This is a genomic window from Roseiconus lacunae, assembly GCF_008312935.1.
GTDB lineage: Bacteria > Planctomycetota > Planctomycetia > Pirellulales > Pirellulaceae > Stieleria > Stieleria lacunae.
The window spans coordinates 57,080-71,122 of record NZ_VSZO01000009.1 but is presented as its reverse complement, the minus strand read 5'-3'; the positions used below and the strand labels follow the sequence as shown (position 1 = coordinate 71,122).

The 14,043-nt window shown below is 55.6% G+C and carries 12 protein-coding genes; 6 read left to right on the top strand and 6 right to left on the bottom strand.

Going from position 1 to position 14,043, the window contains the following annotated elements; genetic code table 11:
• Positions 1-135: 135 nt before the first annotated feature.
• From FYC48_RS13030 to FYC48_RS13015, 4 genes are all read right to left on the bottom strand, one after another.
• Entirely contained in the window at positions 136-1,011 is an 876-nt protein-coding gene (locus tag FYC48_RS13030) for a 1,4-dihydroxy-6-naphthoate synthase (RefSeq protein WP_149497156.1), read from the bottom strand.
• 11 nt (positions 1,012-1,022) lie between these two features.
• Entirely contained in the window at positions 1,023-1,664 is a 642-nt protein-coding gene (gene mqnB, locus FYC48_RS13025) for a futalosine hydrolase (RefSeq protein ID WP_149497155.1), read from the bottom strand.
• Positions 1,661-2,194: an NUDIX hydrolase gene (locus FYC48_RS13020; protein WP_230774758.1), complete on the bottom strand. Its 534-nt coding sequence runs from the start codon at positions 2,192-2,194 to the stop codon at positions 1,661-1,663. The genes mqnB and FYC48_RS13020 overlap by 4 nt, the downstream gene beginning before the upstream one ends.
• A 276-nt stretch (positions 2,195-2,470) precedes the next feature.
• Positions 2,471-3,808 carry a nickel-dependent lactate racemase family protein gene (locus FYC48_RS13015; RefSeq protein ID WP_149497154.1) on the bottom strand — a complete coding sequence of 446 codons (1,338 nt, stop codon included), beginning with the start codon at positions 3,806-3,808 and terminating at the stop codon, positions 2,471-2,473.
• A 23-nt stretch (positions 3,809-3,831) separates the two neighbouring features.
• Between FYC48_RS13015 and FYC48_RS13010 the strand changes: the two genes are divergently transcribed.
• From FYC48_RS13010 to FYC48_RS12990, 5 genes are all read left to right on the top strand, one after another.
• A complete protein-coding gene (locus FYC48_RS13010; protein ID WP_149497153.1) occupies positions 3,832-5,367 on the top strand; it encodes a hypothetical protein in 1,536 nt (511 codons plus the stop codon).
• 122 nt (positions 5,368-5,489) lie between these two features.
• Positions 5,490-6,584: a HEAT repeat domain-containing protein gene (locus tag FYC48_RS13005; protein WP_149497152.1), complete on the top strand. Its 1,095-nt coding sequence runs from the start codon at positions 5,490-5,492 to the stop codon at positions 6,582-6,584.
• A gap of 6 nt (positions 6,585-6,590) precedes the next feature.
• On the top strand, positions 6,591-7,163 hold the full coding sequence (gene cyaB / locus FYC48_RS13000; RefSeq protein ID WP_149497151.1) for a class IV adenylate cyclase: 573 nt from the start codon (positions 6,591-6,593) through the stop codon (positions 7,161-7,163).
• A gap of 137 nt (positions 7,164-7,300) precedes the next feature.
• Complete coding sequence (locus FYC48_RS12995) at positions 7,301-8,254, top strand: alpha/beta hydrolase (RefSeq protein WP_235034233.1); 954 nt, start codon at positions 7,301-7,303, stop codon at positions 8,252-8,254.
• Between the two features lie 541 nt (positions 8,255-8,795).
• Entirely contained in the window at positions 8,796-10,748 is a 1,953-nt protein-coding gene (locus tag FYC48_RS12990) for an HlyD family secretion protein (protein WP_149497150.1), read from the top strand.
• A 31-nt stretch (positions 10,749-10,779) separates the two neighbouring features.
• Here FYC48_RS12990 and FYC48_RS12985 read toward each other — a convergent pair whose 3' ends face one another.
• Entirely contained in the window at positions 10,780-11,523 is a 744-nt protein-coding gene (locus FYC48_RS12985; RefSeq protein WP_149497149.1) for a metallophosphoesterase, read from the bottom strand.
• 161 nt (positions 11,524-11,684) lie between these two features.
• Here FYC48_RS12985 and FYC48_RS12980 point away from each other — a divergent pair, with 161 nt between their 5' ends.
• Positions 11,685-12,482: a rhomboid family intramembrane serine protease gene (locus tag FYC48_RS12980; protein ID WP_149497148.1), complete on the top strand. Its 798-nt coding sequence runs from the start codon at positions 11,685-11,687 to the stop codon at positions 12,480-12,482.
• 219 nt (positions 12,483-12,701) lie between these two features.
• On the opposite strand, the gene FYC48_RS12975 is transcribed toward FYC48_RS12980, so the two are convergent.
• Complete coding sequence (locus FYC48_RS12975) at positions 12,702-13,769, bottom strand: NHL repeat-containing protein (protein ID WP_149497147.1); 1,068 nt, start codon at positions 13,767-13,769, stop codon at positions 12,702-12,704.
• Between the last annotated feature and the right edge of the window lie 274 nt (positions 13,770-14,043).

The following is a 14,043-nucleotide window of genomic DNA, read 5'->3' as shown; positions in this document are numbered from 1 at the left end:
GTCAAGGAGTGTGTAGAGCCGCGAAGAGGAATTTCCGTTCGCAGGAACGTCGATCCCTTTTGGGGGCATCCGCTCCCACGATCTGCATGCTTAGAGCGGTGAACGCCAGCGGAGTGCCAGCCAGACGCGTCGAACTCAACCGGGCAGGATGTCCAAACGTGGTGCCGATGAGGCGATCAGGCCGGCGGTGACGGCACGTCGATTCAATTCATCCAGGGCATTGCGGCCAACTTCTCCCAGGTCGACCGTCCAGTCGTTGACGTACAGATCCACGTGTTTCATCAGTACGTCATCATCGAATTCCTGGGCGTACTTTCGCATCGTCGGAATGGCACGATCCGGATTTGTGCGGGCGTACAGCAACGAATCTCGAACCGTTGCTTGAACGTTTCGTAAAACGTCCGATGGAAGCGTCTTGTTCGCGACCAATCCGCCGAGCGGCAAGGGGGCCTTGGTTTCAGACTCCCAGCGGGCGCCTAGATCTTCGACGAGCGCGAGGCCCTGTTCCTGCCAGGTGAATCTGCCCTCGTGAATGCAGACTCCGAAGTCGGCCGTCGCGTTTTGTAGTTTCGGCATGATGTCGGAAAAAACAACCTGCTCGAGCTTTGATGCCGCCGGGTAGAACAGCTTCAGAAGCATCGTCGCCGTTGTCTGTTGTCCGGGGCAAAGCGTTAGCATCCCGGGCGTTTCCGGTGTAGGAGCCGCATCGGGCGATGTCGTCGGGCCGTGCTTGCCCGTATGAGCTGATAAAAGTAAAGGGCCAACACCGAACCCGAGTGCCGATCCGCTCGGCAGCACCGTCATTTGTTCGGCGAGCAGTAACGCCGCGTGGAAGCTGCACTTGGCAACGTCGAAATCCCCAGCAAACAAGCGATCGTTGAGTTGTTGAATGTCGAGCAATTCGATTTCGAATTCGAGTCCCCTGTGATCCACCTTTTGCTCCAAGATGGCATGAAAGGCAAACGTATCGTTGGGGCAAGTTGAAATTCCAAGTCGAATCGGTGTGTTCATGAGACGGTGGATCAAAGGTTGGAAAGGCGACTGAGTCGATCGGCGACTGAATGAAGCGCCGGACCGATTCGCCAGTGGGACTTATCGCGATCACCGGTCAGGTTGGAGAACCCACGAATCACGTGAACCGCAATTTCTCTGCGCTGGCAGGCAAAGGCGACCGCAAAGGATTCCATGTCTTCACCGACGGCGTTTGGAAAACGCAACCGGCGAGCGGCGGCTTCATGCAGCGTCGCCGACGCCGAGCAAACGGTCACTAATTGAGTGGTGCCTTGATGGTCATGGTTGAAGTCAGGACGGGGTATCGTGAGTGACGATGACGCCGGTGCGTCCGGTTGGAACCAAGCCCAGCCAAGTTCTTCGGCGGCCTGATAGGTCGCCGCTTCACCGACGCCTATCCCATCAATGGCAACCGAGTCAAACCAGGCTGCATCGCCAATTTTGTGATCCGTATCGGACCGATAGAGCCCTGCGATTCCGGCGACAATGACGCGATCGGGCTGGTGCAGGTCCAGCAATTCGGTGGCGCAAACCGAAGCGGCAATGACACCGAAACCCAGTGTTTCGATGATCCAGTCACTTCGTCGTGGCTTGAACGTCGCGGTTATGGCGTCTCGTTCCGGCTTAGTCGGGATCAGCAAAAGCGTTTTCACGCCGTACCCCGTTGCTCAAGCCAGCGTTGGACGGCTCGTCGATTGGAATCGAATGCCATCTCGTCAAGGTAATCTGCTCCTGGGACCGTCCAAACGAAATCATCCAATTCGCTCGGCTCCAGTGTCACTTTGGACGAATCGGCAACGCGACAAATGTAGAACAGGTCAATCACCTGCGAGACGACGCCTTTGTAGTTGTATTGGTTCGGGAACGTCATCAGCAGTTCCGTCGCCGTGATTTGTAGTTCGGTTTCCTCGTCGATTTCACGCGACAACGCTTCTTCGATTGTTTCCCCCGCGTCGACAAACCCGCCCGGTAATCCCCATAGTCCTTTTCCGGGGTCGCGAGCTCGGCGAACGAGCAGTAGTCGCTCGTGATCATCCACTACCAATCCTCCGACGGCAGCGACGGGGCCAAAGAACAGTGTAAATTCGCATTTGGGGCAGCGAAACGGGATCTTTCCGGGGTGGGGATGAGAGGCCCCACAGCGCGGGCAAAACAGAAACGTGTTTTCGATTGCGGTCGTCATGACGATCGGGTGTGGCGGGGCGGAACACACGGCGAGATGGTTTGTGACGCGGGTCACAACAAGGCCGCAAGTAATAGGGGAACGTTCATCGATGGTGATGTCGCCCGTCATGGCCGCGCCGAATGCTTCGTCCAAGGTCGAGTGCGATCTCAGACCCTGGCCATTGCAGCCGACGGGGATTGATCCGTTCGTGATGGAACGAAGCCGGCGAGACGTTCAAGTCGCGAAGTTCAGTGGAATGTCGCCACCAAAGATAGTGGGTAGCGAGCCATCGTCCTAGACCGTGTAACCGGCCGATCGGACGATTCCACAACTGGAGAAACCGCGCGAAAGGGTTGCGAGTTGCGAGACCGAATCGATGACTCCAAGGCCCATTCGCTCGACATCTTCGGAATCAAGTCGACTGTAAAGGAGCACGCGATGATTTTGGAGCAACGGGCGGATCAATCTTGCGTAGGCTCCGAAACGGTTCCAGGTCGGTAGCCCGTCTTGGTCAAGTCCCGCGGCTTCGTCCGATTCAGCTTGTGCCGATTCTTCATCAAACGAATCTTGATCAATCGCCAACAGCAAGCCGTCGGGCGCGGTAGACAGTTCGGTCCATAAAACGATCGTTGCGTCCGAGTCGGCGATCCGAGTGGCGGTCCGTAACGCACGCAGGACGTTGTCCCATGTTTGTTGTTGAGGATTGCCGTCAAGCGAAGCGATGACCAAGTCTGCTTGTGTCGGGGGGGCGACTTGTGCGACCTGTCGTTCGATCGATTCAATCGTGCCAGCGATCACGTCGTGAAATTGGCCTTCGTCGTTCACTCGGACGGCACAAACCAGTTGGACGCCCAACACCCACGGAATTTCTTTGTCGATGCGATTACCGGTTTGCATTTGTCGCGCCGGTTCACCGTCGATGCACTGCTTGATCGCCCGATGCCGCGTCGCCGAATCGGTCAACATAGGAAAGATGCCGGTAACATCCGATTCCGATTGGTCGCCTGAGCGGACGGCGATGATCGGCAGGACCAAGTCTGCTTCGACAAGGTGACGGTTCAAATAAATGGGGTCGGCCGCCGCATCGGCCGCAAGGTAACTGAGCTCGGCACGTGAGTCACATTGATGAATTACCACTTGGCAACCCGGCGCGGCGGCTTTGATCGAGTCGATGGTTTGCGAGTTTGCTTCGTCCCACAGCACAACGTCGATCTCGCCCGCTTCGGTATTCCGGATTGCAGAAAGGACGCCGGCGACCACCTTGTCGATCGAAGGGACATTGGGGTCCACCGCCAAGGCGACTCGGTCGCCAGGAACCACCGCATCCGACAACGCTGGAAAATCAAGTGGAGATGCCAGTGCGGCTTTCGTTCGGCCGGCAATTTCTGATTCCGTGGCGATCGCGGGAGCGTCGCCGAGCGGTCGTTTGGATTCCCAAATCTCGCTCGACGAAAGTTGGGCTTCTTGGACGGAAAAATGCAGCATTGAATCCTTGGCGGTCAGCGAGGAGAGATGAAACGTGACGGACGTGGCGATTGGAAATCCTACGGGCGCGGTTATGTCGACTCCGATCGCAAAACGCAACCGCCTCGCGTCCAATCCCAAACATTTGGTATCACTATTTCCGTTCATCCGCATCCCGATAGACAACTCCAATGCTCCAACGCAGCCTTTGGCGATCCCGCAGCGACGAAGGATCCGATCGATGCCTGACTGAATTTCCCGCTCCGGCGGTTCGCGCGATTGCTTCGGCTGGGGTTTCCAAAGGCCTCACTGCATCGTTTGCCAGGCGACTAACGGCAAGCGAACTCGTCGTGCTGGCATTGCTGCTGGGCGTGATCGGATGTGGCGGGAAAGACCGAGCTGATGAAGACGTTTTGGCGGCAAAAAATCGACCTCAGGTCACCCTGCCGGCGATACCGGCCGCCGATTTTTTGGAGCAGGTGATCAGCCGCTACCGTAGCGAGAATGCCTATCAAGATCGCGGCTATGTCCGGATGGTGGTCACGCGTGACGGAAAAGGCAGCGAGGAAACCGCGCCGATGAGCGTTCACCTTCAAGGTGCGAAGCTGGATTTGGCAGCCTACGACGCGCGGCTCTGGTCCGACGGCTCCCAAACATTCGGCTGGATTGCCGACCCGAACACATCATTGCACGATCAACAGGTTGTCGTCGGCGGATCGCTTCATGACGCAACGTCGAACGTACGGCGGCCAAGCCTGGATCGATTGCTTCGCGACCCCATTTTAACTGCGAAAATGAAAGCCGGGTTGGGTGGGCCTCCGCCCCAATTGGAGTGGTTGCTGGAAGCCGACCCGATGGCAAATCTGTTTCGTGGTAAGCAAGCCGAACGGATCGAATACGTCGGCATTCGTATGCTTCGAGACGTCCCCTGTGTCGTCGTTCTGGCGGAAGTCGACGGCGAGCAGTATCGATTTTGGATCGATCGGAGACGTTCAATCATGAAGTTAGTTGAATTGCCGACCTCGGTGGCAGAAACGAGTGTGACCGTCGGAGGCTATGAATTCGAATCGTTAGAGCTGGTACTCGAAGGGGCTACGTTCGCACCTGACGCAGCAAGTTTTCCCTCTTCGCCGAAGCAGGACTTTCCCCAGCGACCGACATACCTTCGAGCCTTGTTGCCGCTACCGCCTCGGCCACCACATCGGTTGTTGGGATCAAAGCTTGCTACGTTCCGAGTTCGAGATATCTCTGATCAGGTTGACGTGACTCAGCGAGGTGTCGATCGATCGTTCACGCTGTTCGTGATGACAGACCCGTCGTCCGCTAGCGATGTGACCGACGACATGCAGTTGATCAGTTTCGCCTCGTTACAATTGGCGAATCTTAACGATGCCTTAAGAGCGAAGGTGCGTCCGGTAGTTGTCGCCGGACAAGAACGCGCGAGACAACTGCGTCAAATTGGAATCGATCGATCAGAATGGTTCATCGTTTCGGCCCCGACGGTCCTAAGTGAATTTCAGCAATATCCTGCGGTGGTGCTAGTCAATGCTCGCGGTGAAGTGTTGTTCGTCGCCGAACAGCAGATGGCGGGTCAGCTGACGACGCTTCCCGGTGCGATTTCCGATGCACTGTCGGGGGGCGATCTACCGGCGGAAATGCGACGGCAGTGGGAAACAGACCGCAAGGCCTACGAAGCTAAGGTGAAAGAGTTGCGTGTCGTCCCCTAATTTCGAATGTCGACGAAGCCCGAGCGGTTTTGACAGCAAATCAGCTGATCTTGCGGTCAAATCGTCGACTTGGCGAAGATGCTCGATCTGCAATTTGTCTTCACCCACAGCACTGATTGACCATGGATGATCGCGACTTGGATCGGATGCCCAATCCATTTTCTCCGTTTGCCGATGAAGGCCGGCGTTCGCGTGCGACGTTCGTTTCGACCTTAAAATGGTTGGTGATCGCGGTCGTGATGTTTGGCGTCGTCAGTTACGGCCAGCGGCGGCTGCGAAAATTGCAGCTCGATGACTTGAAACAATTCCTCGATGACGGCGGCCAAGCTGCATCGACCGATCCATTACAAAAAATCGAAACGCTGGAAAGCGATTCTGACAAAGCGGAATTGCTGGTCAAGGCAATGTGTAGCGATGACACCGCACTATCGACCTTGGCATCCGAACGGCTGTTCGAATTGAACGTCGGCTGGACGACGGTACCGACGGACATACAAGTGCGGCAAAGAAGCGAACTTGCGCGACACTTGACCGAGGCGCTAAGTAGTCGCGAGAACATGCCGGTACACGTTCAGAAACACGCTCGGACGATTGCCCAGGCAGTCTTTGAGGACTTGATTGAGTCACCAGAGGGATTGAACGACGAACTTCTGAAGTCACGGAAATCGGCGATCGAAGCGATCGCGATGGTGCTTGACCATGACATGCGTCCGTCCGAAGTGGTGCGGACGGTCCGCGAATCGCATCCACAATCATCGATGATCAGTCAAACCGATTCGAGTTGGACCGATTGGCCGCCGACTTCGTCGACCACACCCACGATTTATCGAAAGCAAGTCGCGTCACTCGACCATGCCGCTTCATCGGACGTTGTACTCCGACAAGCGTCTGGGAATGATGTGGCTGCGTCGCGACACCACGCTAGTCAACCGCGACTGGTTCGACCGACCGTTGCGACATCGCCAAACGACAATGAGAACGACACGCAATCAAGTCAAAGAGAACAAGACGTTCGCGGCGATCAGATTCGCCAATGCTACGAAGAACTGGCAAATCCGAGTCGCCTGGTTCGCTTGGCTGCCGTCGTGAAGCTTTCAAAGATTGATGACCCCCGAGTCTGCGACTGTCTGCGTGCCCATCTACGCGATCGGGAAGAGCGTGATGTGAAGGTAGCCCATCTGATCCGCAACATTCTTGACGAAAGAGTTGGGAAGTAACCTCGCATGCTTGAAGTAGAGACTAAGTTCCGAATTGACGATCCCGAAGTGGTGAAGCAGCGATTGGTTCGGTTAGGCGCATCGGGCGGACCGACCGAATCCCATGCGGACACGTATTTGCGTCACCCGTGTCGGGATTTCGTACAGACCAAAGAAGCACTGCGAGTGCGACGAGTCAACGGGATAGCATCGGTGACTTACAAGGGGCCTAAGCTTGATGTCGCCGCGATCGGACTGAAAGCGAGAAAGGAAATCGAATGGTGCTTGGCCCCCGGTGATGCTGACGGAATGCAGATGCAAACGCTGTTCGAATCGCTAGGGTTTGAACCGGTTGCGACGGTTCGAAAACAACGTCAAACATTCCGCTTCGAAGAACCATCGCCGCGATCATCCTTCACGGTGACGGTCGATCGAGTGGATCAAGTTGGTACCTATGCGGAGATCGAGCTTTTGATCGATGACGGCGATTCGGATGGACTCGCCGAAGCGGGCGAACAAATTCAACGGCTCGCCGGCGAACTGGGATTTGTGCATGCCGAAATGCGAAGCTATCTCTCATTGCTACTGCAGGATTCTTAAAACAGGGGCCCTGGAACTCAGGCGAGATCGTTTCTCCGGCGGCAATAGGGTAACCGAAATGGGGTGCGGACAAACGCAGGCATGACCGGCTAGACTGTGACGGTCAGACAACTCGTTACCACCTAGGTTCCCCACCCATGAAATGTTTTTTGACCCTCAGCATCTTTGCGCTCCTTGTTGAACTTTCGTCGGCAACGGCGCTTGCCCAAGATAACGTTGCGACGCAACAATCCGATCAAATCGACGCGGCCAAACAAGTGAAGATGCCGCTGTGGGACGGTATGCCTCCTGGATCAAAATTCCAAGGTCAAGGCGACGTTCCGGAATTGACCTGCACGTTTGTCGAAGCGGATCAACCGACGGCGGCGATCGTGATTCTGCCCGGCGGAGGATACGGCGGTCATGCCATCGGGCACGAGGGTTACGAGATCGCTGAATGGTTTAAAGACCGCGGTGTAAGCTCCGCCATTTGCACGTACCGATTGCGTGGGAAAGGGAACAACGGAGAAGGCTACGGACACCCCATTCCGCTTCGCGATGCTCAACGAGCGATCCAGACGGTTCGCGCGAACGCTTCGAAGTGGAACATCGATCCCGAACGGATCGGCGTGATCGGTTTTTCCGCCGGTGGTCACTTGTGTGCGACCGTCTCGACACGTTACTTCGACGTCGACGCGGATTCGGATGATCCGATCGATCGCGTTTCTTCACGTCCCGATTTCAGTATCCTTTGCTATCCCGTGATTGCATTCGGAAAGCCACACACGCATCAGGGAAGCCAGCGCAACCTGCTCGGTGCCGATGCGGAAGAATCCCTCATCGCGGACACGTCAGGTGAAGCCCACGTGACTGAGCAAACACCGCCGACGTTTTTGTTTCACACTCAAGCGGACACCGTCGTTCCGCCTCGCAATGCACTCGACTACTACAACGCGTTGATCGATCATAACGTACCAGCGGAAATGCACGTGTTTCCCGAAGGGCGTCATGGCTTGGGGCTGGCGGTCGGAAAACCGGGGGCATCGGAGTGGCCAAGTCTCTGTGACCAATGGCTCCGTCGGTTGGGCGTCATTACCTCGACGGCTCGCTAACGCATCGTTCCAGTTCGATATTGAAATTAGCCGACTGGTGTTAGCCACGGTTATTGTGAGTGATCAGCCGATGCGATTGATGGTGAACCCAATCGGAACACCTAGCCGCGAGCTAACGCTCTGCGGCTGATCCAATCATCAGCCGACTGGTGTTAGCCACGGTTGCCCAGCAACAACCCACGCGAACATCTGTCGGCGAATCGATCACACTCGGAATGGTGCTGTACGTGGTGCTCGGCGTTATCGCGTTCTCAACCGGTTCTCCGGATCAGTTCTAAGCGGTACAGATCGTTCGATCGCTTCGCCATCGTACGCCCGAATCTGCTTTCACGCATTTCTATCAATCGTCGATGCGATCGGCGACGACAAAGGGTTATAGGTCTGCCCCAAGACCAACCTTTCATCGTTGTCCATCATGGGATCGGCTGAGGATCTCGCTAGAACATCACCGCACCGTTTCAATTCACGAGAACGGACGCTTCGCCAAGCACCACCCCATTGGGCAGAGGTGCTGTGGTTGGGCTGCCGGTTTGAATTGACCTTGATCAGTGAAGATCAATTCACCGCCACGATCGATTTAACCCGATCGCCACAAGATCGACTGATCGCTTTGCAGACTTCTGTAGGGGATTCTAAGAGTCGGTCGGCAATTCTCAAGACTGCTTCTGGGACGATCGTTCCAATACGATTTTCGGCAGACGACTGTACCGAATCGACTATCGCGGCAAAGCTGGTCGATTTGCCGGCCAAGAGTCATGCGATGCTCACCGCGTTGATCTCGGACTTGCCGTCGGTTCCTGTTCCGCAACCGGATCGAGTGAATCCTGACCACGGTGAGGAACAAATTGAAGACGCCAATTCCATGGGCAAGCCTGAGCCGACGGTGGAATCGGCAATCACGCAGCAAAGCATCGAAGAAGACGAACGTCGCGAAGCAAAAGCAGACGGGCAACGAGTCGATGTAACGCCGAATGCAGATGTGACGCCGAATGCAAGCGCCGACGACTCATCGGGCGAAACGAATCCGTCGGTTCAAGCCAACGAACAAGATCCAGAAACACAGCCACAGGTGCGCGACGAACCGGTTCCGGTGGCGGAGGACGAAACGGCGTCGTCAACCCAACCTCTACCGTTCGTTGTGCTCTCTGATAATGTTTCGATGTTGGCGGAGTCGACGTTGATAGTGACAGAGCCGGTGGTTGCGACCTCCTTCGATGTGATGTCTGCGTCTGCCGAAGTCTCCGTTTCGGTGATGGCACCCCAGGCACCGGTTCCATTGTCGCAAAGCCCCACGGAGGAACCCACGGAGGACGCCGGGCCGGCGTTTGCCCCCTCATCCACGTTAGAGAACGCCGAACACGCTCACGCGAACACCGAGACCCCCAGCGACGCAGACCCTGCCGAAGCCGCGGCCGTCGAAGATACAGAAGAAACCGCCAGAGCAATCGAAGAAACGAACGCCCCAGCGATAACGAACAGATCCCATGACCGGTCCGAGCCGGATGAGGTTCTCGCCGAAAGTGATGGCCGATCGGAGGACGACTTCGAGGCTTCGGTCATCGCGGCTGAAGATACGTCGACAACCGAAGCCGCGAACGAGACTGCTGAAGTATCACCTGCTGTGCCGGTCATCACCGCGCCGGATCATCGACGGCCGTTTCGACTTGCTCTTTTGGGCCGTTTGTTCGCCGCGTCCACCCTGATCGCGATCGGCTGGTCCGTCATGCATTTCGCGATGTCACGCCAATCACAGACCGCCGCTCAATCACCGCGTCTCCTTTTCCCACGTCTGGTGCCGGTGTTGACGGACCAGGATGGCCAGGTTCAAACGGTATCGGTCGCGGTCGGTCAGTCGATAAAGATCGGTGATCCATTGGTCGTCTTTTCACGGCCCGTGGATCGAAGAATCGTCAATGAACTTGATCAACAAATCTTGACCGTCCGGGAGTTCATTGCAACTCAGCGAGAACGATCCGAAGAGATTCGCCAGAACCAACTTCTCGCCAAACGGCGTCTAGAAAGCGAGGTCCAAGCATCGAGGGAAGCGGCCCGATTGGCCGCAGAACGTGTCGTGGCTCTGGAGCATCGGATTACCCGCATGGTTCCGCAGATCAAACAACGCCTTGTCGAACGTGAAGCCGCCGAGAGACTTTATCGAGATATTGAAATGGCTGACTCGGAACTTGCTACTCGCCGCGGGCAACTCGAGCGTGCCAAGCTTGCTTTGCATGACTTCGGAGATACTGTGGTGTCCACGGATCCCAATGTCGTCTCACTCGCATACTTGGAAAGCTCGATCAACGAAAGTCAGCTCTACCTGACAAGCTTGCTCGATAAACGTGACGCGATGTTGCGAGCCAAGTCAACGTGGAAATTTCAGGCGCCCATTGCGGGGAAGGTGCAGAGCATCGACGTGGCTGTCGATCAGGCTGTCGGCAAAGGTAGCCGAGTGCTGACGTTGCGATGTGATGAACCGGATGTCGCGAAACGGTAAACAGCGATTGTTGCGATCGTCGCAGTGTTCTTTAGGCTCGTCGCTTTGCCGGCGATGACAACGATGTCGGGACAATCCGAAATCTCAACCCTTTGATCGCGGCACCCCCGTTGTGAAAGGTCAGTCCTTGGTAGTCGACGCCATCGAGATCAAAATGAGTGTGTCCAAAGTAAACGTCCGTAATTCCCTCGTCCGGCCCGTGACCAATTTGTTGAGCGTATTGACGGATACGATTTAGCACCACAATTTCGCGGATCGACAAGATCGCCAACCGGTGCAGCCGCGCATGAATGGCGAGGTCATACGCATAATGGAGCATGGGGTGACGCCGTTTTTTCTTTTCCATACGCTCGCGACGGGCATCCAGGCGGGCGTGATCGAGTGAACCATCGGCAACGTCACCGTGCAGGAACAGACAGTGATCGAGCCGTGCGAAATAACGGTGCCATTGGAATCCAGAGTGGTTTTCGGTGAGTCGCCTTAAACGCTCGACAAACAATGGATGTGAATCATGGTTGCCGAGAACGTAGTGGAATTCACAGTGCTCGTTCTGTTCGATCAATGTTTGAAGCCACTCCTCGGCACGGTTCAACGTGCGATCGGGGCAAGGGTCCGAACTCCATTTAAAGTCAAAGATATCTCCACCGAGCACGATCGTGTGCCCCTCGTTGGCTCTGCGTTGCAACTCGGCGAGCATCAGATCACCGGTCGATCTTCTAGAAAACAAATGGAGATCGGAAACGAAGTAGCTGCCGTCGTGCGGTGTGGCGTTCATGGTTTCAGTTGAAAGTCAATCGGGACTGGTGCTTCAGCTTACCTAAGGTGAATACTGGTGCAGGTGTCGCAGACGAAGGAATTTTTCGGCAGTGCGGCTCACGCTGAGCGACCCTAGATCAATCAATTTTCTTCCCGTGTTGAAAAAGATAAGTTTCGGCCATGGTTTTTCCAATTCACGACGACAATTCGGATCGCACGATCTTTCCTTGGCTGAATATTGCCTTCATTGCAGTCAACATCGCCGTTTTCGTACTCCTGCAAGGGATGGGCCAAAATAATGACTTTACCTTCGCCTATTCGGTCGTTCCCGCAGAAATTGTCAGTGGTCAGGACTATCAAACCGATGACGAACTGATTGAATTTTCGACACCCCAGGGGCGTTCGCAGGCCGTCAAACCCGGATTAAAACCAACCCCGGTCCCCGTCTATCTGACATTGATCACCGCCATGTTCATGCATGGATCGATTGCACACTTGCTCGGCAATATGTGGTTCCTTTGGATTTTTGGTGACAACTTGGAAAACGCGATGGGACGAGTCCGGTACTTCGTGTTCTATTTATTGACAGGTATCATCGCCTCACTCGTCCATGTGGCGCTGAATTCGCAGGGGGCTTCGTCGTTGACTGCCAGTTTGGGCGCGTCGGGAGCCATTTCCGCGGTCATGGGAGCGTACGTGTTATTGCATCCCAATCGTCGAGTCACGGTGATTTTGCTGAGAATCATCACCGACGTCCCGGCCTATGTTGCCGTCGGTGTTTGGTTTGCCTTCCAGCTCGTAAGCGGGCTTGGAATTTTCGGCGGTCGCGATGGAGGCGTTGCCTATGGTGCCCACATCGGTGGCTTCATTGCAGGCGTTATCTTGGCGAAACCGTTTGTCGCTGGCAGGCCAAACAGCCTCGACCGATCTTGGCAAAGATCGAAGCGTCAAAGTGATTCCAGTGATCGAATCATTTGATGTTTTCTTGAGAAGTGAACGGTGCAGCGGTGGATTTTCGCCGGCGATCGTCTGTCTGATCCACCGCCGAGGGTTGACTCCCGGTTAGGTGTTCCGATTGGGTTCACCATCGATCGCATCGGCAAGCACTCGCAACAGCCGTGGCTAACGCCATTCGGCTGATCGTTTGATCCGCCTCGGGTGGGTTCCGCTACTTGTGTGGATTTTCGGCTGGAAGAATTAAACACGGGTCAGCTTCGTGATTCGCCCGGTCGCAACCCACTCCGCGACAAACAGGTCGCCATTGTTATCGAAGCATGCGTCATGCGGATGAACAAATTTTCCAGGTTGCCATTTGTCTGGGGTCGACCGAATCGTTCGTTTCTTGTCCGCCGAAACTCGGTCACGATCGTCGCCGAGAGTGACGACCGTCTTGTAGTCTTGATCGAGCAGCGAAACGCGGGCGACCAACTCTGGCACCAACATTAAGTCGCCGTGGGTATCAATGTTGGCCGGCAATCCAAAGCCATCGATTGTGCGCAAGTAGTTCTGTTCCATGTCAAAGAGCTGCAGGGTGTGATGCGCGCGGTCGGCGACAACGATCGTGGGAGCGGCTTCGTTCCTCTTGTCGATCCATATGCCATGGGGAAGATTGAATGTCCCGTCGCCCTTTCCGGCACCACCGAAGAAGCCTTTCCATTGCCCGTCGGCATCATAGCGATGAACCACATACGCACCGTAACCATCTGCGACCAGAAAGTCTCCGTCGTCGAGAAACGCAAAGTTCGTCGGCATGAATCGATCCCGTCCCCAGACGCCTTCGGGGTTCGACGCTTCGCCTTCGGCATACTTGCCCGACTCCATCGGGGCAAAACGTTGCCAAACCACTTCCCCGTCCAACGTTAATTTGCAAATCGTCTTTAGATGCTGGTAGCCGGAGACATAGAGGTAGGGCGTCCCCGATTCGACGCGGATGTCCAGGCCGTGTCCGCCACCTTGGAATTGCTGACCGAAAGCTTTGATAAAGCGTCCGTCTTCATCGAACACAAAGATCGAAGGATGATCCTTCAAGTCCGACTTGCCCTCGTGGATTACGAACAGACGGTTGTCGGGGGCGACGGTCACGTTGTGTGTCGTCTGCCAGCGAAATTGGTCGGGGAGCTGTGGCCAACCGTGTTGAAATTGGAACTGATAGTCACCTGAGCCGATCACATCTTGCGCTTGCGTGCGTTTGGAAGTGATAATTGCGGGGGCCGTGATCGCTGCTGTTGTAGCCAAAAAGCGTCGACGATTGATGGAGGGGGACATGTCGAGGTAGCGGGGGTAAGAGGAGAGAGTTGAAGTTGCACGATGGATCGAATTTCAGCTCAGAGCGTTTCTGAAAACCGCGATCCAAATGCGGCGTCTGTGGGGCAGAGTCGCCCAACTCGATACGATCCGATGCGGACGGTTCCGCCGTCGGTTTGCTTGTTGGCGTTCGTTGGTTTTCGAAAACGTATTGCCTAGTTTATCAAATGTCCAACATCCAGAGGGGCAGATCACGACCAAAGCACATCCTGGCGGTCGTGATCCTGTCTCTCCC

Excerpts from the sequence above, each read along its gene's own strand:
- FYC48_RS13020 (WP_230774758.1), bottom strand. The coding sequence starts at position 2,194 with ATGACGACCGCAATCGAAAACACGTTTCTGTTTTGCCCGCGCTGTGGG.
- FYC48_RS13030 (WP_149497156.1), bottom strand. The coding sequence starts at position 1,011 with ATGAACACACCGATTCGACTTGGAATTTCAACTTGCCCCAACGATACG.
- FYC48_RS12980 (WP_149497148.1), top strand. The coding sequence starts at position 11,685 with ATGGTTTTTCCAATTCACGACGACAATTCGGATCGCACGATCTTTCCT.
- FYC48_RS12975 (WP_149497147.1), bottom strand. The coding sequence starts at position 13,769 with ATGTCCCCCTCCATCAATCGTCGACGCTTTTTGGCTACAACAGCAGCG.
- FYC48_RS13005 (WP_149497152.1), top strand. The coding sequence starts at position 5,490 with ATGGATGATCGCGACTTGGATCGGATGCCCAATCCATTTTCTCCGTTT.
- FYC48_RS13010 (WP_149497153.1), top strand. The coding sequence starts at position 3,832 with ATGCTCCAACGCAGCCTTTGGCGATCCCGCAGCGACGAAGGATCCGAT.
- FYC48_RS12985 (WP_149497149.1), bottom strand. The coding sequence starts at position 11,523 with ATGAACGCCACACCGCACGACGGCAGCTACTTCGTTTCCGATCTCCAT.
- FYC48_RS12995 (WP_235034233.1), top strand. The coding sequence starts at position 7,301 with ATGAAATGTTTTTTGACCCTCAGCATCTTTGCGCTCCTTGTTGAACTT.
- FYC48_RS13015 (WP_149497154.1), bottom strand. The coding sequence starts at position 3,808 with ATGAACGGAAATAGTGATACCAAATGTTTGGGATTGGACGCGAGGCGG.
- cyaB (WP_149497151.1), top strand. The coding sequence starts at position 6,591 with ATGCTTGAAGTAGAGACTAAGTTCCGAATTGACGATCCCGAAGTGGTG.